Below are 26,038 nucleotides of genomic sequence, written 5' to 3'. Positions count from 1 at the left end.
TAGATAATGGCGACAAAACTTACCTCAAAACAAAGGGCGCAATACGATGAGCTTTCAATGGCTGAAAAAATTGCAATTTTGCTCATTCAGGTTGGCGAGGAGACCACGAGCGATATTTTTAGGTTTTTAGATATTGATAGTATCACTGAGATCAGCAAGCAGATTATGAATCTCAGTGGCACAGACAAGGCGATTGGCGGGGCTGTGCTTGAGGAATTTTATGCGATTTTCCAATCCAATCAATATATCAATAACGGCGGTTTGGATTATGCTAGGGAGCTTCTCATTAAGACATTGGGTCCAGAAGAAGCCAAAAAGGTTTTAGACAAGCTTGCCAAAAGTATGCAATCAGCTAAAAACTTTTCTTATTTGATGAAAGTCAGACCCCAGCAATTAGCGGATTTTATTGTCAATGAACACCCCCAAACCATTGCGCTTATTTTGGCACATATGGATTCTTCAAGTGCGGCAGAAACCTTGGGGTATTTCCAAGATGATATGCGTGCAGAGATCTCTATTAGGATGGCAAATCTTGGGGATATTTCGCCCAATGTTGTCAAGCGGGTATCAACGGTCTTGGAAAACAAACTCGAATCCCTCACCAGCTACAAGGTCGAAGTTGGCGGGCCTCGTGCTGTGGCTGAAATGTTCAATCGTTTGGGACAAAAAGCCGCACGGGCAACGATTGCTTATATTGAACAAATTGATGAGCAACTTGCTAATGAGATCAAAGAGATGATGTTTACCTTTGAAGATATTTCAAAACTCGACAAAAATGCTATCAGGGAAATCCTCAAAATCGCTGATAAGAAGGATTTGATTTTGGCGCTCAAATCATCTCCAGATGACTTGAAACAGAAATTTTTGGATAATATGAGCACCCGTGCTAGCGAGCAGTTTGTTGAAGAAATGCAATTTTTAGGAGCTGTGAAGGTCAAAGATGTTGAGGGCGCACAGAGAAAAATTGTCGAAGTCGTCCAGTCGCTTTCTGAGCAGGGCTTGATACAAATTGGAGAGGAGGAAGATGTTGTTGAGTAGTTTTGAAGAAGAAAATCTGATTGCAAAATCAGAATTACCCAAGCACAACGTGCAAAAATACGAATTTAAATCGATTGCTAAAAACCCTTATCAGGATTTGGAAGAAGCCCATCCTGTTGAAAATATTCCCTCCCCATCGGTGCAAGAATCTGCTTCTTTGGTCCAAGAGGTCAAAAAGCCTGGAGGCACTTCGCTCGAAAAAGATTTGATTGAACGTTTGCTACAAAAAACCGATGAACTTTCAGGCAATCTTGCCAAGCTACAAATCCAGTTTGAAAAACAACAGCTTGAGATCGAAGAACGCGTAAATACTGCCAGAAACGATGCTTATAAAGATGGACTCAAAGAGGGTGAGGAAAAAGCAAAAAAAGAAATGCTCCAAGATGTCGAAAAAGAAAAAACCGCGTTGATCCAGTCGGTTATTACTTTGGATAAAGAAATGCAAAAATCCCAAAAACATCTTGAAAAGCTTGAGAAAGAATTGAGTTCTATAGCGGTGGATATTGCTAGGGAAGTCATTGTCAAAGAAGTAGAAAATAGTAGCCAAAAAGTTGCCTTAGCCCTAGCCAAAGAACTCCTTTCTAGCATTGTTGATGCTACGGATATTCATATCAGGGTCAATACGATCGATTACCCGTATTTGAGTGAAAATCTCAAAGATGCGCCCAAAATCAAGATCGATGCCGATGACGCCATAGCCAAAGGGGGTGTGGTCATCACCTGTAGCAATGGCAATATCGATGGGAATCTAATGGCACGATACAGAACCCTCAAACAAAGCGTCCTAGATAACTTAAAGGCTTAAAATGGAACTTCTTGCTCCTGTGAATTGCCCGATTCTTGCCGATAAGGATATCCCTAGTTTAAAAAAACTTTGTCAAGACATCCGTGGCAGGATATTAGAGGTTGTTAGCACCAACGGCGGGCATTTGAGTTCGACGTTGGGGGCTGTGGAGCTTATTGTGGGGATGCATTCAGTCTTTGATTGCCTACAAAATCCTTTTATTTATGATGTCAGCCACCAAGCCTATGCGCACAAGCTCATCACAGGCAGGTGGGAAGAATTTGCGACATTACGGCAATTTGATGGCACCAGCGGTTTTATCAAGCCATCAGAATCGATTTATGATTATTTTATTGCTGGGCATAGTTCGACGTCTATTTCTGTGGGTGTGGGTGTTGCCAAAGCCTATGCCTTGGCAAATAAGCCCGGTATCCCGATTGCCTTGATTGGCGATGGGAGTATGAGTGCGGGCTTGGTATATGAGGCGCTCAATGAGCTAGGCGATAGAAAATACCCGATGATTATTCTTCTCAATGATAATGAAATGAGTATCGCCAAGCCCATCGGGGCGATCAGCAAATACCTTTCGCAATTGATCGCTGGCCCGATGTATCAATCGCTCAAAGAAAGGGTCAAAAAAATCCTTAGGAGAATGCCTGATAGCGCTTCTTATATCGCCAGGCGTTTTGAAGAATCTTTCAAGCTCATCACCCCGGGGATTTTGTTTGAGGAAATGGGCATCAACTATATTGGACCTATCAATGGGCACGATCTTGAGGAGATTATTTATTCGCTTAAGCTGGCTAAAGAAATGAAAGAGCCCGTGATTATCCACGCCCAAACCATCAAGGGCAAGGGCTATGAGATCGCTGAGGGGAGATATGAAAAATGGCACGGGGTAGGTCCTTTTGAGATAGAGACGGGCAAACCTAAAAAGACATCGGCTGTCAAAAGCCCTACAGAGGTGTATTCTGAGGCTTTATTGGAATTAGCCCAAGATGATGTAAAGATCGTTGGTGTTACGGCGGCAATGCCCGGAGGGACGGGCTTAGGTGCTTTGATTGATAAATATCCGGAGCGTTTTTGGGATGTGGCGATTGCTGAGCAACACGCCGTTACATCGATGGCAGCGATGGCAAAAGAGGGTTTCAAGCCTTTTGTAACGATTTATTCTACTTTTTTGCAACGTGCTTATGACCAGATTATCCACGATGTCGGCATTATGTCCTTGCCAGTGCGCTTTGCTATCGATCGGGCCGGCATTGTTGGGGAAGATGGTGAGACCCATCAAGGCTTGTTGGATTTGTCTTATTTGCGCTCCATCCCTAATATGGTGCTTTTTGCCCCAAGAGATAATGCTTCCTTGCAAAAAGCCGTTGCATTTGCGGCAGATTTTGACAAATCTGCGTGTGCATTCCGCTACCCTAGGGGGAGATTTCTCTTAGAAGATGGCGTATTTGGGAATGAAGATTTTTGTCTTGGCAAATCTGAGCTTTTGATTGAAGATGGGGAGATTCTTTTGATAGGCTATGGTAATGGTGTGGGTAGGGCTTATGGGGTTTCAGAGATTTTGAAACAAAAAGGCGTCTCCTGTGCGTTGCTTGATTTGAGGTTTTTGAAGCCTTTGGATAAAAATCTCAAAAATATTTTACCCCGCTACAGCGCGCATTTTGTTTTTAGCGATAGTTATCAGATAAATGGTGTCGGATCGGCATTGCTTGAATATGCGATGCAAGAAAAAATGTTAGAAGATTTGAACCTTAAAATCCATACATTTGAAATCCCTGATGCTTACATCACGCAGGGAAATACCACGCTGGTGGAAAAATCTCTTGGGCTAGACGCTCCAACGTTGAGCGCAAAGGTTTTAGAGATATTTCAGAGAAAGCCAAAAGGCTAACATCACATCGGGATGAGCGCATAGCCTTTTTCTTGGAATAGCACACTGGTTATGAGTGCTGATAGTGCCATCTTCACATTGGGATTGAGCGATTGGGTATCAAAATGATGTTCGTGCCAGGCTTGCCCGCAGACAATGACTTGCACACCCACTGCTTTGAGCTTGGAAATGAGGGCTTCATTGGGATTTTCTACGCCAAATTTTTGTTTGTAATATGAGCTTTTGAGTGCCAAAGGGGTCGCATCGCCACTGGCTACGGCGACAATCTTAAGATGGCTTGGTGGGATACCTGCTGAGGCATAGAGGTTGATGATTTTTGCCACGTGTTCCAAAGAGGGATTGATCTTATCTGGCGAATCAGATGCTTGGGTTAGTGTAAAAATAATCTTATATTCAGACTTCGATTTATCGGGTTGGAATGCCGCATTGGGGAGTGGGAAGATCTTGCCTTCTGGGGAGATGATGGGATTGGTTGGAGAATCTTTTGCCAAAAGCTGGGAAGAAAAAGCTTGCAATATAGCAAGAATGAAAAAGGGTATAGTAAAATAACGCATTGTTTTTCCTTTTGTGTTTTGATTTGATTATATCTTTTTGATTAAACAAATCAGAAAACAACCGTTTTGTTGCCGTGGATAAAAATCCTATCATTTAATGCCAAGCCAATCGCCTTAGAAAAAACCACTTTTTCGACATCTTTGCCCGCTTGTTGCATATCTTGCCAGGTATAGCTATGGTCGATTTTGATGATATCTTGGGCGATGATAGGGCCTTCATCAAGATGGTTATTGACAAAATGCGCGGTTGCCCCGATGATCTTGACACCCCGCTCATAGGCTTGTTTGTAAGGATTTGCACCGATAAAAGCCGGCAAGAAGCTATGATGGATATTGATGATTTTGTTTTGATATTTTTCCACAAATGCGGGGGAAAGTATCCGCATATATTTTGCTAGTGCCAAAAAATCTACCGCATATTGATCGCAAATTTGGGCGATGAGTTTTTCGTGTTCTTGGCGGGAAATGTTTTCAGCAGGGATATGAAAAAAATCAATATCAAATTTTTTTACCAGCCCCTCCAAAATCGAATGATTGCTAATGACTGCTTTGATACTAGCGTCGAGCTCGCCACTATCATATCGGAGCAATAAATCCCCCAAGCAGTGATTTTCCTTTGTGCATAAAATAATAATTGACTTTTTCTTCTGCTCGATGACTTTGATTTGGGCTTCTTGGGGTAGGCACGCACATAGCTCTGTTTGCAGTTTTTTGGTATCGCTTTCGCCATTGACAAGTGTGCGCATAAAAAACTGCCCGCTAGATTTATCGACAAATTCATCATTGCGTTCAATATTAAGATGGTGCTGGAGCAAAACGGAGGAGATTTTAAACACTAGCCCGGGCATATCCGGGGAGGTGATAAGGATGGCGTGTTTCATAGTTTTACCATAAGATATTCTTATTGCAATTGTTGGCTAAAGGCTTGCAACACGATTTGCGTGCTACCTTTGATGACCTTATCCATCAAGGCTTCAAATTTGTCTTTTTTCAGCCAGATGGCTTCTTTTACTTGGGTGAGGTCTTTGAGTGCTTTGATAGCTTCATTTTGTGAGGCGATTTTGTCTATTAGTCCGAGTTTGAGCGCATTTGAGGCGCTAAATATTTTTCCTTCTGCGTATTTTTGAGAATCTTTTGGGTCTAGCCCCCGCACACTGGCGACATCGCTTATAAACATTTGGTATTCTTCTTGGATCAAATCTTGCAAAAATCCTTTTTCTAACGGCGTCCATTCCCGCATAAATGTGCCGATTTCTTTGTATTTTCCCGCCGCGATACTTTGAGATTTGATACCGATTTTATTGGCAAGATTTTGTATATTCATCCCGTTAAAAATAACCCCAATCGAGCCAATCAGCGCCCCACGATTGGCATAGATTTTGTCTGCAACCATCCCAGCATAATAACTCCCGCTAGCCATCGTTCCCTCTACATACGCGATTACGGGCATTTTTGTTTTGAGCTCACGGATCATATCGCTGATTTCTATGCTCGCACCCAATCCACCACCAGGCGAATTGATGAGCAAAAGAACGCCTTTGATACTGGGGTTTTTGAGGATGGTTTCAATTTGTGTGCGGGTGTCTTCGCTTTCAAATATCGGCCCATAAAGGTAGATTTTAGCTAGATTTGGCGTGCTATTTTCGGAATCTTTTGGCGTTAGTGATAGTAACAAGACAATCACGATCAGCAAAAACACAAGTGCCTTGAAATATTTTGTGATGAAATCCAGAGGCAGGACCAAGAGGTGAAAAAATTTTTGAATCATTTAGATTCCTTTTTGTATTTTTTGGAAATTTTTTAGAGTGGGCTAAAATTTTTTACGATTATATTGAATGCTTCCTTAGTTTTGTTTGATAAATTGGTTTTTCAAAGCATTTAGGCTATGATATTTGCCAACTATTTTAAAAATACAGGATTGAAATGGCTTGTAAATTTTGCCCTAAAATCAAAAAATTTGACTTTATTTTTATTATCATCGTGTGCGTGGCGTTTTATTTGGTCGATAAATACCAAAGCAATCAAAAAGAAAAACAACGGATAGAAGCCTTTGAACAGCTTCAAAAAGACTGCTTGTATGGCGATGAAGAAGCCTGTAAAAAGGTATATGCAAAATAAGGTGATTATTCCAATTCAAGCTTGTTTTTGATAAGGAATCTTGTCAAAAAATAAAAAATAATAAACTCAATTACATTCACGCCTATATTGAAAGTAAAAAATTGCACTAATGGGTAAAGCGTAATTTGACTAAGATAATCTACATAAAAATTTGGCAACAACCCCCAAATAATGCTTTTGCATACCCCGATGATGATTTCTAATCCCAAGAAGATAAAAATCCCTGCGATGAAGCGGTGCTTTTTGATTTTGCCAATATTAAGCAGGCTCAAGATGAATAAAAATTCGATCAAAACCAGCGCAATGCTCACCAGCGTGCTTAAATGGCTCAAGAAAGCATTCAGCGGGTTTGAAAAGACGTATTCATAGATCGAGCTTATAATATTTTGAACGTTTGGATTGATGTTTGCACCGATGTATAGGGCTAAGTAAAATAAAACTAAGCTGATGGCTATCCAAAATAAATTGATAAGGATTTTTGCAATCAAGATGGTATCAATGCTAAGAGGTAGGGAAAATGTTAAGTAACCTTGGGGGCAAAAGAGTTTTTTATTGATAGAATTTAAAATCGCTAGCACAAGGACAACAAACCAAAGCCCTAAACAAATGAATAAAATAATATAAAAAATAACCACAAAGATGCCTAAAAAGCGATTTTCATAGAAACTAAGTTTTGAAAAAAAACTCGCCCCAATGATGGAGAAAAATACCAACACATTGATGAGGAGAATGCTCGTGTAGTTATCTAAAAAATCGTATTTGAGTAATTTTTTCATCGAAAAATCTCCTTAAATGCTTCCTCAAGATTATTAAAACCCTCTTTTACCTCTGCGACATTTCCAAAGCGAATGATTTTGCCATTTTTGATAAAAATGCACAAATCAAGGTATTTTTCTACATCAGCAACCAAATGCGTTGAGATGATAACGCTGGATTCTAGCGCACGATTTTGCAAAATCAGATCAAAAATTTCTTGGCGTGCCAAAGGATCGACACCTGCGATAGGCTCATCAAACAAATAAAGTTTCGCAGCACGTGAAAGCGTAAGGATAAGCTGGAGTTTTTCTTTCGTGCCTTTGGAGAGGGTTTTGAATCGATTTTGGAGTGGGATTTGGAATTTTTCTAGCAAAGCGAGGGCTTTTTGCCTCTGGAAATCTTGATAAAAATCTTCATAAAAATCAATCGTTTTTAAGGCATCCCAATCATCATCCAAAAAACCCACATCAGGCAGATAAGCAGTGATTTTTTTGCTTGCAATCCCGGGGCGTTGCCCATCAATAAGCACCTTGCCGTGATATTGATTCAAAAGACTGGCTAGGATTTTGATGAGTGTGGTTTTTCCTGCACCATTTGGTCCTAAAAGCCCGATAATCTTTTTGTCTGCAATAGCAAGATTGACATTGTCTAAAACCAATGCATTGCCATAACTTTTGCTCAAGCCATCGATATAGATCAATGGGTTTTTGGGGATTTGCGGGGCTTGGTCGGCTTGATGAGTCTGATGATTTTGCTGGATTTGCAAAGATTCCATTTATATTCCTCGTGTGTGGGATTTTGCTAGACTAGGGGGTATTTTATCCAAAGATACTATTAATTTGGTATTTTGGCAATTTGGTGTTTAAAGCCCGCCAAATCTCCTTTTGCGGGATTTGAAGTCCTCAATAATGTTTGCAAGGTCATCAGCACGAAAATCCGGCCAGAGAATGGGGCTAAAAAAAAGTTCTGCATAGCTTGCTTGCCAAAGCAAAAAATTTGAAAGGCGCATTTCCCCGCCTGTGCGGATGAGCAAATCCACATCAGGAATACCTTTTGTGTCTAAATGCGCCTCGATAAGCTGGGGCATATCGGGGTTTTTGGCATAGGCATTGGTTGTGATGATTTTTTCACACGCCCGTGCGATTTCATCTTTTGAGCCGTAGTTGAGAGCGAGAATTTGCGTGAGGGCGGTATTGCTCGCAGTTTCTGTTTCTAGTGACTCAATGGTGCGCCTAAGGGGCTGGTTGAAGATTTCGATATTGCCGATGGTCTTGAATCGGATATTATTTTGCAAATATGTTTTTTTTTCGTCAATGAGGTATTTTTCTAGCAGTTTCATCAAAAAATCAACCTCGCTTTTGGGGCGATTCCAATTTTCAGTCGAAAAGGCATAGAGCGTCAGGTAGGCAATGTTGTTTTTTGCACACCAGGTGGTGATTTCTTTGATGGTTTTTGCACCTTTTTTATGCCCTTGTGTGCGTATTTTGCCTTTTTGTTTCGCCCATCTGCCATTCCCATCCATAATAATAGCGAGGTGCTTGAGGGCATTCACAATACATCCTTAGCGGTGGTGCAAGCATCGATGAGATAAGCGATGTGTTGCCAGGGAAATCCTGTTTTATCGCTCAAGCCGATCTCACAAGTGCTTGAACTCCCAAATCCTTTTTTGACATTTTTATCCGAGTAGAATTTTGAAAAATCTTCCAAAGCACTCGCATTGAGTTCGGGGGTAAAAAACCCTTTATTACCGGCAAACCCACAGCAACCGGTGTCTTTGTGAATGAAAATTTCGCCTTTTGTGCAGTGTTTGGCTAAAGATAGCATTATATTTTCTTGTCCGGCTTTTTTCCCCGCACACATTGTATAAAGCCCGATATTTTCAGATATTGGCTCGATTTGCAAAACTGGCAGGAGGAATCTATCGATATAAACGCCAAGGTCATAGATTTGGAGTTGGGTGTTTTTGAGTTTTTCGATCAAATGCGTGCTGCAGGCGGTGTGATCAAGCACAATCGGGATTTCTCCGTTTAAAGAGAGTTCTTTTAGTAGGGCGTAATTTTTGTTGGCATTTTCTTTTGAGAGCTTTTCATAATCCACAAAGGCTTTCCCGCAACACATCGAATGGATTTTTTTGGGATAGCGCACGCTAATGTTTGCCTTTGCACATAGGGATTCAAAGACTTCTTGGATACTTCGTTGGTCGGGCATATGCTTTGATGGGGCAAATGTGCGATTGATACACGTGCTAAAATAAATCACTACACCAGAATTTTTGGACACCCTCAAAGCCTGTAAATTTTGTTTTTGAGCGGGCTTATCGGAAAGTGTATGGGTATTTTTTTGAGGGAGATTTTTGGGGATTTGAGGCAAGCTGGGGGCAAATTTTGTGATTTTGCCACTGAGATTTTGCAGATTTTTTTCACCGATGAGTTTTGCTGTGATGGCACTAGCTTCTAAGCCAAATTTTGCCAATGCGCTCACGCCCTGGAGATGAGCGAGTATTTCTTTGGCGATGATTTGTTTTTTTCTTGTGGCATTTTGCTTTCTGGAATCTGCAGCGATTGCGCCTGTAGGGATCTCTAGCGGGCATAATGTCGCACACATATTGCAGACCGCACAGGTTGCATCGCTAAAATATGCATAACCTTTTTGCAGTTCTTTAAGCAATGCCATATCATCTGCATTGCCTGCAAGTGCGTTGTTTTGAAGGCGTTTGATTTCTCTATGCAACGCGATCCGTTGTCTTGGGGTGAGGGTGAGATTTTTGCTTGGGCAGATTTTTTCGCAAAATCCACACTCCATACAGGTATCAAGCTCATCTTCGATTTGGGTGGCAGTTTTGAGATTTTTGGTGTGGATTTGGGGGTCATTAGAGATGATAACATCGGGATTGAGGAGATTTTTTGGATCAAAAAGCTGTTTGATTTTTTTGTTGATCTCATAGGCTTTTTTGCCCCATTCGATTTCTACAAAAGGCGCTACCATCCTGCCTGTTCCGTGTTCAGCCTTGATAGAACCACCAAAACCAGCGACATTTTTTGCCATTTCTTCGATGAGATTTTCAAAATTTTTGCGCTCGGAGCTATCATCTAAAATCGGCGTGATGATAAAATGGATATTCCCGCTGAGGGCGTGGCCAAAAATAATGCTATTATCCTTGAAGCCGTATTTTTCAAACAACGCTTGAATCATCCCCACACCCGCGCCAAAATCATCAATAGCAAAACAAACATCTTCGGTGATGACACAGCTTCCCTTTCTGCGCGTGCTTGCTGCGATGGGGAGTAGCCCTTTGCGGATCTTCCACCACGAGGCATAGACAGCTTCATCACTGCTTTTTTGGATAGGCAAAATGGTAGGGATATGCGCGATCGCTTGGGTGATGGTATCGAGATTATTTTGAAGAATGTCTTGATGGGTGCTTTCGGCTTGAATCAAAATACAAGCATTATTTGGCTGGATTTCTTGGATGATTGTTGGCACGCCTTTGGCATTTTGCACGCTTTTTAACGACGCATAATCCATCACTTCAGCTGCTGCAATGATCGAATCTAGGCTCGCTAATATCTTGATGACTTCAGCGGCGATAGACATATTTTCATAAAACAACAACGCACAGGTTTTATAAGGCAAATCCGGCACGCATTCGTATTCGCACGCCGATATAAAGCCCAAAGTCCCCTCAGAGCCGATAAACAGATGGCTGAGTATATCGATGGGATCAGAAAAATCCACCAAAGCATTGAGGCTATAACCGGTGGTATTTTTGATTTTGTATTTTTTCTTGATGAGACTCGTTAGCTCCTCATCTGCTAGGATTTCTTCACGCAGGTTCAAGAGGGCGTCTGTGATGTGGGTGTGGGTTGTTAAAAATTGCTTGATGTTTTGTTTGTCTGCGGTATCTAGGAGTGTGCCATCTGATAGGATGACACGCAAGGAAGCGAGCGTGTTGTAGCTATTTTGCTTGACCCCACAGCACATCCCGCTGGAGTTGTTTGATAAGATACCTCCGATCATCGCCGTTGTGAGCGTAGCAGGATCAGGGCCTATTTTTTTGCCATAGGGCTTGAGGGCGTCATTTGCCTTTGCACCAATAACCCCACAAGAGAGCCTGATAAAATCGGCATTTTCTGAAATGCTGATATTTTCCCAGCAATGCGAGGCGATCACCAGCACGCTGTCTGAACACGCCTGCCCTGAAAGCGAACTCCCTGCAGCTCGAAATGTCAGCGGGATATTATATTTTTGGGCGAGGGCATAAATTTTTATGATTTCATCTTCGCTATGGGCTTTGATGACAAGCTCGGGGATATAACGATAACACGAAGCATCGGTGCCATAAACAAATCGCCTCAAATAATCATCATAAATCCTATCTCCTAAAAATTCAATTGCTGCGCGTTTGAATGATTCGTAATCTTGCATTATAAAAATACCTTGCGTTTGGAAATTTTATAATTTTACCTCATCTTGCCCCTAGAACTTATCAAAACATTATAAAATAGTCCAAAAATTTTTAGAGAAGGATCACGTATGAATGAAGAAAAGACAAGGAATAGAAAACTTTTAGGCAAGCATAATCTGAGCTATGCCAATCCGGTGTATCTGGAGGGATTTGAGCCAAGCGATTATGTCATTATTGATGTCAGACACCCTTATGACTACGCACAAGGGCATATGCAGGGGGCTTTGAATGTTACAGAGCTTGATAAAATCGCTAAGATTGCCCAAGAAAATAGCGATAAAAAAGTCCTTTTGCATTGCTATAGCGGGCATACCGTTTCTATCTATGGGAGCGAGCTTGTGCTGGCAGGATTGGAAAATATTTATTATCTTGATGAAAGTATTTTGGAATTTGAAGATTATGGTATCCAAATGGTTACAGAAAAAAACTAAAAATATAAAATATTGCTAAATTTAGTGTATATTTTGTTATTAAGGTTAATTTTTTTGCGATAGACTCGTTTCCAAAAAATTGAGTGGAGACAAATCGTGGTATCATCAAGAAAATCGCTGTGTTTTTTAGATTTGTTTGTTGCAATAAGCTTTGATTTTCTCCTCAGACAGCCAAGTTTCTTTGGTTGTTGCACCCTCTTTTTTTCTCAAAAATTCCTTTTTTTCTATCTTGCCCCCCCCCCCCTTAGATGAAAATTACTTATAAAGCTTTAGATTGATATTTTGAAATAATTTAGGATTTCAAAACCACCGAAATGGAAACCTATAAAATGGGGTTGATGATGGGAGAAGCGTTAAGTCAAAGCCAACTGCTTGGCTTGAACAAGCTCCGCACGGCGATTGTTTTATGCGACAAAAGGAGCATAACAATACGCCTAAAGCGGGGCTTTGCTCGCCAAAGTGGTCTTGCGATTCAATTTATCGAATTGAGTAGGAAACCTATAAAAATGGGTTGATGATGAAGCGTAGCTTCAGAATAACCCTATGCTTTAGGAATGGAGCAAGATTTCACATCTTGCGGAATGGTCTTCATATTCGGGCTTTAACCCGAATCGAGTAAAAAACAATATAAAGGATATTTATGAATTCATATCTAAAAGGGATATTATGTTGCCTTATCGCAACCCTATCTTGGGGTGGGATGTTTCCCGTGATGACAGCGGCACTCATCCATCTTGATCCATTCAACTTCACTACATTGCGTTATGGTATCGCTGGGGTTGCATTTGCGTTGCTATTGTTTTGGCGTGAAGGGGTTGGAGCGTTTTCTTTGAAAGCCCAACGCTATGTCTTGGCGTGGTTGTTTGGCACATTGGGGTTTGCTGGTTTTGGGTTTTTGGTGTTCTGGGGGCAACAGCTCGCTGGACCTAGCGGGGCTTTGAGTGCCTCGATTATGATGGCGACAATGCCAATGCTGGGATTGCTTAGTGTTTGGGTGCTCAAACATATCCGACCACGCAAAAGCACATTCGGATTTATCCTGCTGTCTTTTTTGGGTGTTTTGCTCGTGATTACCAAAGGTGATTTGATTGCTGTGTTGGATTCTCCTGGGGATCTCATCGCAGATTTGCTTATCATAATTGGAGCGTTGTGTTGGGTGCTCTATACGATTGGGGGCAGTTATTTCCCGCATTGGAGTGCGGTCCGCTATACGACCATCACGACATTGCTAGGGATGCTAAGCATAGTGGGTGTGGATGGGGTATTGATAGCAACGGGTGTGGTTGCCTCACCAAACATCGCTCAAGTGAGTGCTGTCATCCCGCATTTGCTTTATATGGCGTTGGTGGCGGGTATGGTGGCAGTGCTATGCTGGAATGTGGGTAACAAAATCATCATAGCGACTAATGGTGTGTTGTTTATGGATGTCGTGCCTATCACGGCATTTGTGGTTTCTGCACTCAGTGGGGTGGTGCCATCGTGGGCGCAAATCATAGGTGCGGGTATTACAGCAAGTGCGTTGGTGTTAAATAATCTCAATCAACGTCGCTTTGCACGCTGATGGTTTTATGCGACTTTTAAGGATCAGACGCCCATACTTTAGGACGAGAAGCGTTAAGTCAAAGCCAACTGCTTGGCTTTGATAGCTCCACAGACCGCTTGCCTTATGCACCGCCAGGTGTATGGCAAGACGGGCATAGGGAATGTGGTAGTGCGAGCGGTCTTCAGATTCAGTTTGTGAGTGGAAACCTCTAAAACTGGGTTGATGACCAGCGATAGCTGGGAATAACCTCGGGTGGGCGGGTCAAAATGCTTTAGGAATGAAGCAAGATTTCACATCTTGTGGAATGGTCTTCAGATTCAGTTTTTTAAAACTGAATCGAGTAAAAAACAATAGAAACTGGGTTGATGACCAGCGATAGCTGGGAATAACCCTATGCTTTAGGAATGAAGCAAGATTTCACATCTTGTGGAATGGTCTTCAGGTTTGCCTTAGCAAACCGAGTAAGAATAATGTAATCCTCAATCTCTTTTGAAAAGACTTGAAAGCCCTTTGATTTTGAGATTCCAGATATTTTCGATGATTCTTTTGAGGACATAGGCTTTGAATCCAAAAATATTTTTCTTGCCCACCACGCCGATAGCGTAGTTTTTGCCCAAAGAACAAACGCTATTGCCAGAAGCAAAGCTAAAAGGTTGATGAAAATCTTTTCCGACGAGCTTGGCTTTGATGACTTTGGCAAGATAGCTCCCTTCTCGTGTAGCCAGTTGCCCCGTTGGGGGATAAAATCGATTGGTTTTTGGGTCTAAAAGCGCCCCGCAATCCCCGACTACAAAGATTTTGTCTCTGTTGGGGAGGTCTTGTGTGGGGTGCAAAAACGCATCGATTTTTATCTTGCTACGTTCGCTTTGAAAATAGGGGGAATTTTCAATCACGCCCGCACCTTTCACCCCCGCACTCCAGATGATTGTATTGCCTGATATTTTTTGATTTTTTTCTTGATTTTGCATCAAAATCCCATCGTTATAGCATTCTAAAATCTTGGAGTTTTCCCACACCTTTACGCCTAGACTTTCGAGCCTTTTGCGTGCGATGAGGCTAGCATTTTTATCAAACATCGGCAGGATATGGGGCATCGCTTCGATACAAGAAATCTCTATGTCCTTGGGGTCAATCCCGAGATTCTGCGCTTTTTTTGGCAGTTCTTGTGCCAATGAGGCAGCAAATTCAACACCTGTGAAACCACCCCCACAGATAATAAACTGCAATTCATTTTTATCCTTGCTAGCAAGATAGGCTTCGAGTTTGCCATCAATATGGGCTTTGATATGCCTGGCACTTTTAAAATCTGTAATCTTTAGGCTATATTCTTCAATCCCTTTGATACCAAAAGAATCTGAGGCAAAGCCCAAGCCGATAATGAGGTAGTCATAATCGTAAGTTGCATTTTTGGTGATGACTTGGGATGCTTCGATACGCACGACCTCATCGACAACCAAAACGACTTCTTTGGGGAGAATCTCGCTGAGCATATAACAGACGCTTTGATTTTTTGCCCCAGAGGCGACCTCGTGGAGCAAAACCGTGTGGTAATGATAAGGGTTGTTGTTAATAAGTGTGAATTTTGCTTGTTTGAAAGCCTCTTTTTCAAGATTTTTTAACACACTCAAGCACCCATAGCCTGCACCGAGCAGGAGAATTTTTGTTTGCTTCATTGTTGTTCCTTGAAAGGGTTTTTTAATATTTAAAAGTATTTTATATCAATTTGTATAATAGTTTTGTTTTTATGCAAAGCTTCGTTGCCAAATGCCATCAGAAGCTATAGGTGATATGCACCATTGCGTGGCTTCTGTCTGAAATGTTATTGCTTGAGAGGATTGGTCCATTCCCGATGTGGTAGCCCTTGTGCGTAACATCGCGAAGGTATTCGATTTTTATCCCCGCATCGATGTGTTTGTTGAATGTGTAATCAAGATAAAGTGCCAAGCTTTGCTCATCTGCCCTTGGGCTTGAAGTCAGCCTGCCAAGGACCTGCCAGTTGATACCAAAGATTTCAGAACCAACATACAAAAATCCACTCAAGGCGTCTTTGCCTATCATATTAGAAAGCGAAGGTCCGGAGTCATAAACGCTCCCTGTCCAGACATTATAGGTGATGGGGTCGCCATAAATGCCTATTTTTCCGTTGGCATTGCCAAAATTTTTATACAAGATTGCCCCGAAGCGATAATCATTGATGTAAAAATCTTGGCGGATGAATAGTGTTTGGGCGTTTTTTCCGAGTAATTCTCCAAATACAATCGTATCCCTTGAGGTGGGATTTGTGCCTTCATACATAGGGAAAAGGGCGACAATGGTGGTTTTTGAGCGGAAACCCTCGTGGCTAAAATGCGGGCTGGTATCATAGGTGATATTAAAACCCGGGGCGTTCATATTGCGTGGAATATAATAGATATAAGGGGTGATACTCAAACCATCTTTTGCGTATGCCACCCCGCCTGCAAACAGCGGTGCGCCACTGGTGTAATACCTCCCATAATCCCAAAACCAATCATTATAAGCAGAAGCGCGAGCATCAGAATACAGCGCCCAGACTTTGAAATTATCGTATTGGGCGTAGGCTTCTATACCTTGATTGAACGCACTAAACCAATCATAACCTTGCGTTTCATATCTGCCGGCTTTGAAGCCAAAAATCCCGTGATAATCATAGTGTATATAAGCATTATGAATCATTGCAAATCGTGGGGATTGGAGTGTCTGCCCGCTATGCCCTGCGTAGTAGCCAATATAATTGCTCCCAAGCGGGCCATCGCCTTGATAAATCGTAGAATCATACACGATACCATTGAGCATACCGCCTACGACCATATCAAGCCCAGAGGCGAGATTCATTTCTAAATTGAGTTCGCCCATCATCGTTGCATAGCTTTCAGTCGGGTAAATGCCTTTGTTTGGATCGTATTTTCTGCCATCAAAGCCTATTTTTGAAAATGTGCTTGCTTGCCCGCTGACTTTTATATCAAAACCAAAGAGTGGCAACAGACCTACCGATAGCAAAAGCAGGGTTTTGTTAAAAACATTATTCATTCTAAGTTCCTCATCACGGATTTTTGAGTCAATATGCCATTAAAATGTGCGTTTGATGTAGGTAGAAATATAGCTTCTATCTTCTTTGATATTGTGTTCTAAATATGTTTGATAAATCTGATAACCTTTTTTAGTCGTGTCATCAAAATACGTAAAATTGACCCCAAAGCTGAGTTTATCAGCAAAAAGATAGTCCATATTTAGAGAGAAACTCTCCTCATCGCTTCTTGAGCTAGCAGTATAGCGGTTGATGAGATTCATATCAAATTTTTGATAGCGCAATCCATAAAACACAATATTATTGAATGCGTTGCTAGCAAAAATCGCATTATTGGCTGTTCCTCGGTCATAAATACTGCTGTCGTTGAGATCGATACCCAAAGGATTGCCATAACCGCCGACAAATTCGTTTGGATTGCCAAAATTTTCATAGATTTGAAATCCAAAATGGTGTTTGAGATCATCTTGAGAGATTTTAAAAACCTGCTTGATCAAGAAATTTTCCCCACCAATTCCCACAAGTCTTCCTTTGTAGTGATGGAGTGTGGGGAGAGTGGTTTGCCCAAACACGGGAGTATTGCCATCATCATAAACCGAAATGCGATTTTGGGCTTTTTTTGTATGGTGGATATAAAAGCTTAAAAAATTTGTTTCAGAAACGATGGGAATCTCCCAGATATTAAATGTTGTCTTATACGTGAGGCGCAAGCCTGCCATCATATAGAGATCTGGCTGGGACTGGATATAGGGGCTAAAAAGAAAATTTGAAAAATTCATTTTAATCCCTGTGGCAAATGTGGGGATCTTTGAGGAGTTGAGGTATTTAAAGTCTTTGAGCCATTTGCCCCCCAAAGAAGCCTTTTTGTGCGTCATCACGCCCCAAGTATCGGTCCGACTGGTCTTGAAGTGGATTTCTGCTCCCTCTTGATTGCCGGTGAGCCAATCGGTATTTTTGAACAAAAAACGCCCGATCTTGAAACTAAAAAAATCATTTTCATACCCAACATATAGATTTGAAAGATAATAATTTTTTGTATCGTGTGCATTCGCTTTTTGCCTGCCATCAAACCCTTGATAATAGCCCAAGTATTTGTAAGCCAAGCCAGCTGGGTTGATGAGCTTGCCCTCTGTGTTGCGATCGTATTTTGTCGAATCATAGATAATGCCCCCAAAAGCAAAGCCAACCCCCATATTAAAATGGTTTTTGGTTGTTGCATCGAGATTGGCAATGGCGTATAAAACCGAAAAACTATCCGTAGGGTATTGCCCGGTTGCTTCATTGACAACCGAATGATTCAGCCCAAATTTGGAATAATTAGCAATATCCCCAGAAATATCATAATCAAGCCCAAATAAAGCCTCGCAAATAAAGAAAAATAAAAAAAATTTATTTTTTATAAACATTAATTATCCCTTATATCTTCGCTATTTATTGATGTTTGATTATAGCACAAATCTCATCAGCAGGGCTTTTGCCCCGCTTTTTTTAGAAGTTATGCTGGATATAAGTCGATACAAAGCTCCTGTCTTGGGTAACTTTATGATCAAGAGGTTTTGGCTTGTTGCTACTATAGCCAAGTGTATAGCCTTTGAATGTGGTGTTATTGTAGTATTCTAGCTTGAATCCTGCGGTGATATTGAGCGGGAATTTATAATCCACGCTCACCGATACGGCTTCCTCGACTGCTCTGGGGGTGTGGGTATAGCGGGCTACAAATAACCAGCCAAGCTGGGTGTATTTGCCCCCAGCAAACAAAAATCCATTGATGGCATCCCGGCGGAATACATTGTTCCACGCAGCGCTATCATAAACGCTGTTGTCATAGTTGTCAAACCCAATGGGGTCGCCATAAGGGGTAACAAATTCGTTGGGATTGCGAAAATTTTTATAAAGTATCGCACCAAAATTGTAATGATTGATTTCAAACGTTTGTCGGATCAGCAAGCTTTCCCCGCCTTTTCCTGCTGTGGCACCGCCGGGATAGAGATAGGCATCAAAGTTATTATAAGATGTGCTTTTGCTCAAAGCAGGTCCGACGTGGCGCATATACAAAAATATCACCTCTGTTTTTGAACGGAAGCCATCAAATTTGAAGTCTGGGGTGGTATCATAAGTGAGATGAAATCCCGGGGCGATAAATCGGGAATCTTGGGCGTAGATATAGGGATGGATATTAAAATGTTTGTATTTCACATCCGCCCCGCCGGCATATACATAAAAACCTTTGCCATTATCGACAGGTATGTTTTGATTCATATATTTAAAGTCTTTGAGCCATTTGCCTCCCAAGCTCGCCCGACGATTGGTCGAAAAAGCCCAAAGACGGGTGTAAGGAATCGCTTGAGATTCAATCTGTAAGCCTTGGATATAGCCACTAAGCCAGTCGCCTGGCACGGAGAATCTCCCGCCTTTTATCTGGATATAACGATCGTATTGATAGGAGATAAAAGCATTTTGAATTATATAATCTTTCGCTGTTCGTGCCGTTGCTGGTGAGAGATAATCATAACCGGGCCAAAAACCAAAATAATTCCAAGACAACCCATCAGGATTGAGTATTTGCCCTTCGGTGGTTTTTTGGAATTTGGTGTTATCAAACACCATCCCACCGACCGTTCCGGCTAATCCGACACTAAAGCCAGCACCCAAATCCATATTGATACCCAAAGACGCCGTGAGGACAGAAAACGAATCGGTTGGGTATTTTCCTGCTTTTGGGTCGATCCTATCATTATTGAAACCAAATTTTGATGTATTTTGGACTTGACCATTGACTTGATAATCAAATCCATAGCCACAAGAAGCCATTGTTCCGATGATTAGTAAGTTTTTCATTAATTTTTTCATTACCACTCCTAAGTATTAAATGATTTTTATTTTAATGGTAAAAGTGATTAAAAACAGATTAAAGAGAAAAAGTAGGATTGATTTGTAGAATGATGATTCATTTTTGTAACATTTTTAAAATGTTACAAAAATTTTTTTGCTTAAAAAGTATAGCTGATATGTGTCATTATGTGGCTTCTGTCTTGTGTGATGTTTTTTGCGATACCAAAGCTTCCTGCATTCCCATCAGCTACGCCTGTGAGAGGATTGATGACATTCCCGCCTTTGTCGAGATAGCCCGCTCCTGGGTTGTAGCCGGCTTTTGTGGTGGAGTCAAACCATTCGAGTTTGATACCAGCTTGTATATGGTGGGTGAATTGGTAATTAAGATAGAGGGCTAAGCTCTGTTCGTTCGCCCTTGGTGCAGTCGTTACCCTACCGACAATATCCCAGCTAAATTGCCCATAGCTTGCCCCGCCTCGCAAATACGCAGTAACGGCGTCTGCAGCGGTGATGTTATTGATACCTGCATAGCCGATGTTATAAATACTATCTGTCCATTGTTCAATACCGATGGGATTGCCGTATGTGCCTATATTGGGATTGGGATTGCCGATGTTGATATAAAGTCCGCCACCAACGTTGTAGTTATTGATGTCAAATTGTTGTTTGATGAGGATAGTTCCCCCGCCTGGTCCTTGCAAGCCTTTCCATTTGCCACCATCAAGATAAGGGTCCCACGTGTTGTATCTTGCAGGGGCATATCTGCCGTATGTGGCATTTTGGGCTTGATAGACATACATCCCGATAAATGTGGTCTTGGATCGGAAGCCTTTTCCTTCAAAGCTGGGATTGGTATCATAGATGAGCTTGACACCAGGAGCTGTGAAAGTCTGTGGGGAAAACCATACAAAAGGTTCAGCAGTAACGCCTTTGTGATTGTAGGTAACACCTAAGGCGTGCACGCCATTAGCCTTGAGGCGATAAAAATTATACAGCCATTGCCCATCGGCTATGCCTCTGCCCCAAGAAGTGAAAGCATAAAACGTGAAATCAGACAATTTCAGTGTGGCTTGCGCGCCTTCTGTGTATTGGTAAAACCAGTCCATATTTGATTTGTATCGCCCTACGATGATATGGAATATATCGCTGTATTTGTAGTCGAGATAGGCATTGTAGATGATGTAGTTTTTTGCGTTGCGATCAGTGGCGGCGGGATAATAGTCAGGATACCAGCCGTTCCATTCCCCCATATATTCATAGCCTAGACCATAGGGGCTTGCGAGATTGCCATTGACATTTTTTGCATATTTTGTCGAGTCAAACACCTGACCGCCGATAGCCCCGCCAAGCCCTGCACTCAAGCCCTCTGCAAGCTCGGCATCAACTTGGAGCGTGCCGGTGAGATTGACAAAACTTTCTGTGGGGTATTGCCCTTTGGTTGGGTCGATTTTGCTGTTATTGAAGCCAAATTTTGAAAAATTAATAGCGCTCCCGCTGACTTTATAATCAAAGCCATACATACTTGTCATTACCAGCATTGAAGCGACCAAATGCTTGATATTGCCTTTTAACATTATGTTTCTCCTTGAATTTTTGCATTTTTGTAGGGTTTCATTCTATTCTAAAATGATAAATATTGATAATTTATTCACAAATTCTTGATAATTATGCAAAAAATATTATTGGTAACAAAAATATGTTTAATGATGGTTGGATTTAGGATTTAGGTTATGGAAAAAAAATATGAGGGGTTTAGAGGTTGATACACCCTACAAAAGGGGTGTATCAATGGGATTAAAAAAGATTAAAATTTTGTTCGGATAAAAGTCATCACGTGGCTTCTGTCTGAAATATCTTTAGAAGTAGCTAGACCTCTTGCGTTATCGCCGACTTTGTATCCGGCTTTGGTGATGTCATTGAAATATTCTAGCTTGAGGCCTGCAGAAATGTTGTTGGAAAAATCATAAGCCACATTGACTGCCAAGCTTTGCTCATCACTCCGCTTGCTCGTGGTAAGCCTGCCTAAGACACCCCAGCTAAAATTCCCGTGCACGCCACCACCATAGAGAAATCCTGTGAAAGCATCTTCGCCCATCATATCGCTGATAGAAGCACCCAAGTCATAAGCACTCGCTGTCCAAAAGTCGATACCTACAGGGTTGCCATAGGTGCCGACGTGGGCATTGGCATTCCCAAAGTTTTTGTAAATCCCCCCGCCGATGTTGTAGTTATTGATATCAAATCGTTGTTTAATCATTAGGGTTTGCCCATTGCTACCTGTTGGGTTGCCGTATCGATATATATTTTGAACTCGAGGGTCAAACATCGCAAAAAGACCCAGCACGATTGTTTGGGATCGAAAGCCGATACCATCAAAATCGGGGTTGGTATCATAGCCTACCTGGAGCATTGGAGCGGTGTAGGTTTTTGGAGAGAAATAAACAAAGGGCGATACACTAAAGCCATTGTGGCTATAGGTGGCTTTGAAAGCGTGGATACCCAGATTGATCGTTTTTCCATCTTTGGTGGTGTAGGTCTTGGGAGCATAGAAATCATATAGCCATTCATCATAAGCAAACGCCCTGCCATAGGAGCTGAACCACCAAAGTTTGAGGTCTTTTAGTTTGGCATAAAGCTCAAAGCCTTGCGTAAAGCCACTCATAAAATCCGCACTGGATTCATAGCGACCTGCCTTGATACCAAAAACCCCGTTATAATCATAATCTAAATAAGCATTATAAATCACATAGCGTCTTGTATTTTCGCTCATCCCTAAATTGGTGCTAGCCCACGGGGCATTCCCATCGTAGCGCGCCCAATAACCTGTGTAGTTATAGACAACTGAGCCAAATCGATTTCCCTTTTCATCGGTGAGGTTGCGTGTGGAATCATAAGCCAATCCGCCTATCATCCCGCCAATCCCTCCAGTGAGTCTCTGAGAAGTAATAGATTTTGGAAGCAAATTCATATCAATTTGGAGTGCGCCTACCATTGTAACAAAACTTTCAGTAGGGTATTTACCTTTTGTTGTGTCTATGGGCGTATTATTGAAACCGAATTTTGAAAAAGATTCAGCTTTCCCGCTGACGGTGTAGTCAAAAGCATTAAGCAATGAAGTGCCCATTAAAGCGAATAGAACAAAACCAAAATATGATTTTTTCATATATTATCCTCCTAAGAAACATCGTTCGAGGCAAGATTAGTAGTCTAAAACCTGCCTCTGTGTATCCATTCTAGCACAAATTGATTCTGTTTTGATGAAACCAAGCGGGCGAGTTTATCCTTTGTGAATTTTTTACACAATCATTTTATATTTTTAACAAAAAGTGTTCCATCACTGCCATCCTCACTGCCACGCCATTTGTAACCTGTTCTAATACCTTGCAACGGGGGTCTTTGAGGACATCATCTTCAATATCAATATTGCGATGGACTGGTCCGGGATGCAAGATAATCATATCTTTGTCTTTGATAAGCTCTTTGGTGATACAAAAATCGTGTGCATAGTCTTTGAGTGAGCCATATGCTTGGGTGTTGTGCCTTTCTGTCTGGGTGCGTAGGCTCATTAGCATATCGACATCATTGATGATAGAAGCGAGATTGGAAGTGGTTTGCAGATCGGTCTGGGGCAAAAAATGCGGTGGGGCAACCAAAATAATCTCTAGTCCATAGCGGGTGAGCAACTCAATATTGCTGTTAGCAACCCGTGAATTTTTTATATCCCCAATAATGGCGATTTTTTTGCCTTTGATCTGGTCTTTGAAATGGTTTTTTATCGTGAGCAAATCCAGCAGGGCTTGGGTAGGGTGGGCGTGGGCGCCATCCCCGCCGTTGATGATAGGACAGGTTACGTATTTTGCGAGATGATCGCCTGCTCCAGCGTTTTTGTGGCGGATAATGATAGCGTGGGGTTTCATTGCATTGAGATTAGCAGCCGTATCAGATATGGACTCTCCTTTGGTAGTCGAGCTTTTGGAGACATCGAGCCTCACGACACTCGCCCCGAGCCTTTTGAGGGCGATCTCAAAACTGCTTAGCGTTCGTGTGGAGTTTTCAAAAAATATCGTTACTGCCATTTTGTCTTTGAGTGTTGGGGTGGGTTCTTCTTTGAGATAACGATTAGCTTGCTTCAAGATTTCATTGATTTCATCGGTGCTTAGATCGGTGGTTTGTATCAGATGCCGCATAGTTACTCCCATCTTTTTGTAATAAAATTTTCGATATGATTTTATCGCAAGTAAATGTATATAAATAATGGTTAAAAAACATTTTCATAAAATCAAATAGGGCTTTTCTGACAAAATCTATGCAACAACTCATCGTATTTTTTTTAAGTATTGTTTTATTATCGGGTTGCACGAGTTATTATGCAGATGGCTACCGACCTGATGTTATCGCTGAGAGAAAAATCCAAGCTAGCCGTAAAGGTGAAATCATCAAAAATCACCAGCCGGTCTTGGTCGCTGTAGCGACCCATCTCAATGAAGTCGATGATGTGGTATATGGCAATCGAGAGTATTTTTTTGTTGAGATTTTTAGCGAGAGGCAGGATGTTTTTTATCGTGGTGTGATCCATTTTAGCCTTTTTGGCAAACCGCCGATCTGGGTGCGAGAGATCGCCCCTGATGAGTATGATACGATTTTGCAGTCTTCAAACCGATGGAGCAGGACGTTTTTGATAGCTTTTGAAAAGCTTGCCCCCTTGGCTTCAAGAAAGGCAAAATTGGTGATGGATGTTTATGATTTTGGTGAAATTACGTTTGATTTTACCTATCAGGCTATCCCAATGCAGTTTTAGGGAAATCAATGCGATTGGATTATTATCTGGTAAAAAATGGGTATTGCAAAAGCAGAGAAAAAGCCAAAAGCCTCATCACACAAGGCAAAATCAGCGTGAATGGGACACGAATTTTTAAGCCCTCTTTTGAGGTTGGCACTAGCGATGGGCTTGATTTGGAATCTAATGCTTGTAATATCACCATCGCAAGGGATTCAAGCACACTTTTAGTCAGCAGGGCTGGGGCAAAGCTTTTGGACTATATGCAAAAAAACGGCATTGATTGTGCGCTCAAGCGGGTTTTGGACGTGGGATCAAGCACGGGCGGGTTTGCGCAGGTGCTTTTAGAACGTGGGGCGATGGAAGTAACTTGCGTGGATGTCGGGAGCAACCAGCTTGATAAGCAGTTGCGAGAAAACCCCAAAATCAGGCTTTTTGAGCAGTGCGATATTAGGAAATTTTCTTCCCCTGTGCGTTTTGATTTGCTGGTGTGCGATGTGAGTTTTATTTCCTTGAGTAAAATTCTCGATGTTTTGATACCTTTGAGCGATACGTATATCTTGCTTTTTAAGCCACAATTTGAAGTCGGCAGGGGCGTGAAACGCAATAAAAAAGGCGTTATCCAAGATAAAGTAGCGATTCAAGAAAGGCTAGAGGCATTTTGCTTGGAGCTAGAGAGTAGGGGGCTAGTGATTCTTAATATCCAAAAATCAATTCTGAAAGGAAAGGAAGGGAATGAGGAGTTTTTTTTCCATATCAAAAAATCCTGAAATTACCAGCCTAGCGATGGGGAAGTTTGATGGGGTGCATATAGCACACCAAAAGCTTTTTGAATTTTTGGATCACAACGGCTGTGTGCTCGTGATTGACAAGCCAAATACTACCTGTATCACGCCATTATCACTGCGCCAAAAACTCATCGCACACCCGGCTTATCTTTTGGAATTTCAAAAAATCCATTCGTGGGATGGCAAGGATTTTGTAGCGTTTTTGTGTGAGAAATTGCCCCGTTTGCAAAAAATCGTCGTGGGCTATGATTTTCGTTTTGGCAAAAACAAAAACTACGGGGCTGATGACCTCAAAAGCCTTTTTGATGGGGAAGTCTTGATTGTCCCTGAAATCAAAATGAATGCTATCCCTTTGCACTCTACGATTATTAGGGAATTGATTGGGTTTGGAGATATTGCTTTGGCAAACCAGCTTTTGGGGCGGCATTATGAGATTTTTGGCGAGGTGGTGAGCGGGCAAAACCTTGGGGCAAAGGAACTCTACCCGACTATCAATATCAAAACACACCAGTTTGTCTTGCCCGGAAATGGCGTATATGCGAGTTTGACACATATCGATTCTGGGGTGTTTGCTTCGGTTTGTTTTGTGGGGAATCGCTTGAGCACGGATAGAAATTTTTCGATTGAAACGCATTTGTTAGATAAAAAAATCACCCTAAAAGCCAAGCATATTGGGATTGAGTTTGTCCAAAAGATCCGTGATAATCGGCATTTTGATTCTCTATCAGCGCTCAAAACCCAGATTGGTGAGGATATTGCTAAGGCCCGTTCATTATGCTTACTCGATTCACTGGCGTGAATCTGAAGACCATTCCAGCAGGCAGAGCCTGCTTCCATTCCTAAAGTTATCATTTCACGCCCAAGCGGAGCTTGTGCGTTGGAAATAAGTTTTAAAGGTTTTCATTATGTTTTACTCGGTTTAATTTTTTCTCTGAAAAATTAAACCTGAAGACCATTCCAAGAGGCAAAGCCTCTTTTCATTCCTAAAGCATTTTGACCCGCCCAC

The 26,038-nt window shown here is 41.7% G+C and carries 24 protein-coding genes; 10 read left to right on the top strand and 14 right to left on the bottom strand.

Annotation, left to right across the window (positions count from 1 at the left end; all coding sequences use genetic code 11):
* Positions 1 to 6: 6 nt before the first annotated feature.
* The 3 genes from fliG to dxs are packed head-to-tail and all read left to right on the top strand — an operon-like array spanning position 7 to position 3,722.
* Positions 7 to 1,038: a flagellar motor switch protein FliG gene (fliG, locus tag BJI48_RS03620; protein ID WP_095332012.1), complete on the top strand. Its 1,032-nt coding sequence runs from the start codon at positions 7 to 9 to the stop codon at positions 1,036 to 1,038.
* Entirely contained in the window at positions 1,025 to 1,843 is an 819-nt protein-coding gene (gene fliH / locus BJI48_RS03615) for a flagellar assembly protein FliH (RefSeq protein ID WP_095332010.1), read from the top strand. Before fliG ends, fliH begins: the two co-directional genes overlap by 14 nt.
* A gap of 1 nt (position 1,844) precedes the next feature.
* Positions 1,845 to 3,722, top strand: a complete 1,878-nt coding sequence (gene dxs, locus BJI48_RS03610) for a 1-deoxy-D-xylulose-5-phosphate synthase (RefSeq protein ID WP_095332008.1) — start codon at positions 1,845 to 1,847, stop codon at positions 3,720 to 3,722.
* A 2-nt stretch (positions 3,723 to 3,724) separates the two neighbouring features.
* Here the strand turns inward: dxs and BJI48_RS03605 are convergent, their stop codons facing one another.
* From BJI48_RS03605 to sppA, 3 genes are read right to left on the bottom strand one after another with little or no spacing between them, the layout of a single operon-like run.
* Complete coding sequence (locus BJI48_RS03605) at positions 3,725 to 4,276, bottom strand: DsrE family protein (protein WP_095332006.1); 552 nt, start codon at positions 4,274 to 4,276, stop codon at positions 3,725 to 3,727.
* Between the two features lie 50 nt (positions 4,277 to 4,326).
* Positions 4,327 to 5,157 (bottom strand): formyltetrahydrofolate deformylase, encoded by an 831-nt coding sequence (gene purU, locus BJI48_RS03600; RefSeq protein WP_095332004.1) that lies wholly within the window; start codon positions 5,155 to 5,157, stop codon positions 4,327 to 4,329.
* Positions 5,158 to 5,177: 20 nt separating this feature from the next.
* Positions 5,178 to 6,044 carry a signal peptide peptidase SppA gene (gene sppA, locus BJI48_RS03595; RefSeq protein ID WP_095332002.1) on the bottom strand — a complete coding sequence of 289 codons (867 nt, stop codon included), beginning with the start codon at positions 6,042 to 6,044 and terminating at the stop codon, positions 5,178 to 5,180.
* A 155-nt stretch (positions 6,045 to 6,199) separates the two neighbouring features.
* On the opposite strand from sppA, the gene BJI48_RS03590 reads away from it, so the two are divergent.
* A complete protein-coding gene (locus BJI48_RS03590) occupies positions 6,200 to 6,394 on the top strand; it encodes a hypothetical protein (RefSeq protein ID WP_095332000.1) in 195 nt (64 codons plus the stop codon).
* A gap of 5 nt (positions 6,395 to 6,399) precedes the next feature.
* Here BJI48_RS03590 and BJI48_RS03585 read toward each other — a convergent pair whose 3' ends face one another.
* The 4 genes from BJI48_RS03585 to BJI48_RS03570 all read right to left on the bottom strand — a co-directional run bounded on the left by BJI48_RS03585 (position 6,400) and on the right by BJI48_RS03570 (position 11,578).
* Entirely contained in the window at positions 6,400 to 7,170 is a 771-nt protein-coding gene (locus BJI48_RS03585; protein WP_095331998.1) for a hypothetical protein, read from the bottom strand.
* On the bottom strand, positions 7,167 to 7,925 hold the full coding sequence (locus tag BJI48_RS03580; protein WP_095331996.1) for an ABC transporter ATP-binding protein: 759 nt from the start codon (positions 7,923 to 7,925) through the stop codon (positions 7,167 to 7,169). Before BJI48_RS03580 ends, BJI48_RS03585 begins: the two co-directional genes overlap by 4 nt.
* A gap of 87 nt (positions 7,926 to 8,012) precedes the next feature.
* Entirely contained in the window at positions 8,013 to 8,705 is a 693-nt protein-coding gene (locus BJI48_RS03575; RefSeq protein ID WP_095331994.1) for a di-trans,poly-cis-decaprenylcistransferase, read from the bottom strand.
* Positions 8,699 to 11,578, bottom strand: a complete 2,880-nt coding sequence (locus BJI48_RS03570; protein WP_095331991.1) for an FAD-binding and (Fe-S)-binding domain-containing protein — start codon at positions 11,576 to 11,578, stop codon at positions 8,699 to 8,701. The genes BJI48_RS03575 and BJI48_RS03570 overlap by 7 nt, the downstream gene beginning before the upstream one ends.
* A 105-nt stretch (positions 11,579 to 11,683) precedes the next feature.
* Here BJI48_RS03570 and BJI48_RS03565 point away from each other — a divergent pair, with 105 nt between their 5' ends.
* The 3 genes from BJI48_RS03565 (at position 11,684) to BJI48_RS03555 (ending at position 13,607) form a co-directional block, all read left to right on the top strand.
* Entirely contained in the window at positions 11,684 to 12,046 is a 363-nt protein-coding gene (locus BJI48_RS03565; protein ID WP_095331989.1) for a rhodanese-like domain-containing protein, read from the top strand.
* Positions 12,047 to 12,360: 314 nt separating this feature from the next.
* Positions 12,361 to 12,561, top strand: coding sequence for a hypothetical protein (locus tag BJI48_RS03560; RefSeq protein ID WP_095331987.1), 201 nt, complete (start codon positions 12,361 to 12,363; stop codon positions 12,559 to 12,561).
* A gap of 125 nt (positions 12,562 to 12,686) precedes the next feature.
* The gene (locus tag BJI48_RS03555) at positions 12,687 to 13,607 is read left to right on the top strand and encodes a DMT family transporter (protein ID WP_095331985.1); all 921 of its coding nucleotides are present in this window, start codon (positions 12,687 to 12,689) and stop codon (positions 13,605 to 13,607) included.
* Between the two features lie 461 nt (positions 13,608 to 14,068).
* Here BJI48_RS03555 and BJI48_RS03550 read toward each other — a convergent pair whose 3' ends face one another.
* The 7 genes from BJI48_RS03550 to BJI48_RS03520 all read right to left on the bottom strand — a co-directional run bounded on the left by BJI48_RS03550 (position 14,069) and on the right by BJI48_RS03520 (position 23,654).
* Positions 14,069 to 15,262 (bottom strand): FAD-dependent oxidoreductase, encoded by a 1,194-nt coding sequence (locus tag BJI48_RS03550; RefSeq protein ID WP_095331983.1) that lies wholly within the window; start codon positions 15,260 to 15,262, stop codon positions 14,069 to 14,071.
* Positions 15,263 to 15,359: 97 nt separating this feature from the next.
* Positions 15,360 to 16,637, bottom strand: coding sequence for an outer membrane family protein (locus BJI48_RS03545; protein ID WP_095331981.1), 1,278 nt, complete (start codon positions 16,635 to 16,637; stop codon positions 15,360 to 15,362).
* 39 nt (positions 16,638 to 16,676) lie between these two features.
* On the bottom strand, positions 16,677 to 18,041 hold the full coding sequence (locus BJI48_RS03540) for an outer membrane family protein (protein ID WP_095331979.1): 1,365 nt from the start codon (positions 18,039 to 18,041) through the stop codon (positions 16,677 to 16,679).
* Between the two features lie 82 nt (positions 18,042 to 18,123).
* Positions 18,124 to 19,485, bottom strand: coding sequence for an outer membrane family protein (locus BJI48_RS03535; protein WP_095331977.1), 1,362 nt, complete (start codon positions 19,483 to 19,485; stop codon positions 18,124 to 18,126).
* A 140-nt stretch (positions 19,486 to 19,625) separates the two neighbouring features.
* A complete protein-coding gene (locus tag BJI48_RS03530) occupies positions 19,626 to 21,041 on the bottom strand; it encodes an outer membrane family protein (protein WP_257874370.1) in 1,416 nt (471 codons plus the stop codon).
* 230 nt (positions 21,042 to 21,271) lie between these two features.
* Positions 21,272 to 22,630, bottom strand: a complete 1,359-nt coding sequence (locus tag BJI48_RS03525) for an outer membrane family protein (RefSeq protein WP_095331975.1) — start codon at positions 22,628 to 22,630, stop codon at positions 21,272 to 21,274.
* Between the two features lie 145 nt (positions 22,631 to 22,775).
* Complete coding sequence (locus tag BJI48_RS03520) at positions 22,776 to 23,654, bottom strand: aspartate carbamoyltransferase catalytic subunit (RefSeq protein WP_095331973.1); 879 nt, start codon at positions 23,652 to 23,654, stop codon at positions 22,776 to 22,778.
* 119 nt (positions 23,655 to 23,773) lie between these two features.
* On the opposite strand from BJI48_RS03520, the gene BJI48_RS03515 reads away from it, so the two are divergent.
* From BJI48_RS03515 to BJI48_RS03505, 3 genes are read left to right on the top strand one after another with little or no spacing between them, the layout of a single operon-like run.
* A complete protein-coding gene (locus BJI48_RS03515) occupies positions 23,774 to 24,265 on the top strand; it encodes a hypothetical protein (protein WP_095331970.1) in 492 nt (163 codons plus the stop codon).
* A gap of 8 nt (positions 24,266 to 24,273) precedes the next feature.
* Positions 24,274 to 25,014: a TlyA family RNA methyltransferase gene (locus BJI48_RS03510; protein ID WP_095331966.1), complete on the top strand. Its 741-nt coding sequence runs from the start codon at positions 24,274 to 24,276 to the stop codon at positions 25,012 to 25,014.
* On the top strand, positions 24,980 to 25,831 hold the full coding sequence (locus BJI48_RS03505) for a bifunctional riboflavin kinase/FAD synthetase (protein WP_095331963.1): 852 nt from the start codon (positions 24,980 to 24,982) through the stop codon (positions 25,829 to 25,831). The genes BJI48_RS03510 and BJI48_RS03505 overlap by 35 nt, the downstream gene beginning before the upstream one ends.
* Positions 25,832 to 26,038 lie beyond the last annotated feature (207 nt).

The organism is Helicobacter sp. 11S02596-1 (assembly GCF_002272825.1).
Lineage (GTDB): Bacteria > Campylobacterota > Campylobacteria > Campylobacterales > Helicobacteraceae > Helicobacter_J.
This window is presented reverse-complemented; position numbering and strand designations above follow the sequence as displayed.

Bases quoted from the DNA above. Each gene is read 5' to 3' on its own strand.
- BJI48_RS03540 (WP_095331979.1), bottom strand. From the start codon at position 18,041: ATGTTTATAAAAAATAAATTTTTTTTATTTTTCTTTATTTGCGAGGCT.
- BJI48_RS03515 (WP_095331970.1), top strand. From the start codon at position 23,774: ATGCAACAACTCATCGTATTTTTTTTAAGTATTGTTTTATTATCGGGT.
- fliG (WP_095332012.1), top strand. From the start codon at position 7: ATGGCGACAAAACTTACCTCAAAACAAAGGGCGCAATACGATGAGCTT.
- BJI48_RS03520 (WP_095331973.1), bottom strand. From the start codon at position 23,654: ATGCGGCATCTGATACAAACCACCGATCTAAGCACCGATGAAATCAAT.
- BJI48_RS03505 (WP_095331963.1), top strand. From the start codon at position 24,980: ATGAGGAGTTTTTTTTCCATATCAAAAAATCCTGAAATTACCAGCCTA.
- BJI48_RS03525 (WP_095331975.1), bottom strand. From the start codon at position 22,630: ATGAAAAAATCATATTTTGGTTTTGTTCTATTCGCTTTAATGGGCACT.
- BJI48_RS03550 (WP_095331983.1), bottom strand. From the start codon at position 15,262: ATGAAGCAAACAAAAATTCTCCTGCTCGGTGCAGGCTATGGGTGCTTG.
- BJI48_RS03510 (WP_095331966.1), top strand. From the start codon at position 24,274: ATGCGATTGGATTATTATCTGGTAAAAAATGGGTATTGCAAAAGCAGA.
- BJI48_RS03530 (WP_257874370.1), bottom strand. From the start codon at position 21,041: ATGTTAAAAGGCAATATCAAGCATTTGGTCGCTTCAATGCTGGTAATG.
- BJI48_RS03590 (WP_095332000.1), top strand. From the start codon at position 6,200: ATGGCTTGTAAATTTTGCCCTAAAATCAAAAAATTTGACTTTATTTTT.
- purU (WP_095332004.1), bottom strand. From the start codon at position 5,157: ATGAAACACGCCATCCTTATCACCTCCCCGGATATGCCCGGGCTAGTG.
- BJI48_RS03585 (WP_095331998.1), bottom strand. From the start codon at position 7,170: ATGAAAAAATTACTCAAATACGATTTTTTAGATAACTACACGAGCATT.
- BJI48_RS03605 (WP_095332006.1), bottom strand. From the start codon at position 4,276: ATGCGTTATTTTACTATACCCTTTTTCATTCTTGCTATATTGCAAGCT.
- BJI48_RS03545 (WP_095331981.1), bottom strand. From the start codon at position 16,637: ATGAATAATGTTTTTAACAAAACCCTGCTTTTGCTATCGGTAGGTCTG.
- BJI48_RS03565 (WP_095331989.1), top strand. From the start codon at position 11,684: ATGAATGAAGAAAAGACAAGGAATAGAAAACTTTTAGGCAAGCATAAT.
- BJI48_RS03535 (WP_095331977.1), bottom strand. From the start codon at position 19,485: ATGAAAAAATTAATGAAAAACTTACTAATCATCGGAACAATGGCTTCT.
- dxs (WP_095332008.1), top strand. From the start codon at position 1,845: ATGGAACTTCTTGCTCCTGTGAATTGCCCGATTCTTGCCGATAAGGAT.
- BJI48_RS03580 (WP_095331996.1), bottom strand. From the start codon at position 7,925: ATGGAATCTTTGCAAATCCAGCAAAATCATCAGACTCATCAAGCCGAC.
- BJI48_RS03555 (WP_095331985.1), top strand. From the start codon at position 12,687: ATGAATTCATATCTAAAAGGGATATTATGTTGCCTTATCGCAACCCTA.
- BJI48_RS03560 (WP_095331987.1), top strand. From the start codon at position 12,361: ATGGAAACCTATAAAATGGGGTTGATGATGGGAGAAGCGTTAAGTCAA.
- fliH (WP_095332010.1), top strand. From the start codon at position 1,025: ATGTTGTTGAGTAGTTTTGAAGAAGAAAATCTGATTGCAAAATCAGAA.
- sppA (WP_095332002.1), bottom strand. From the start codon at position 6,044: ATGATTCAAAAATTTTTTCACCTCTTGGTCCTGCCTCTGGATTTCATC.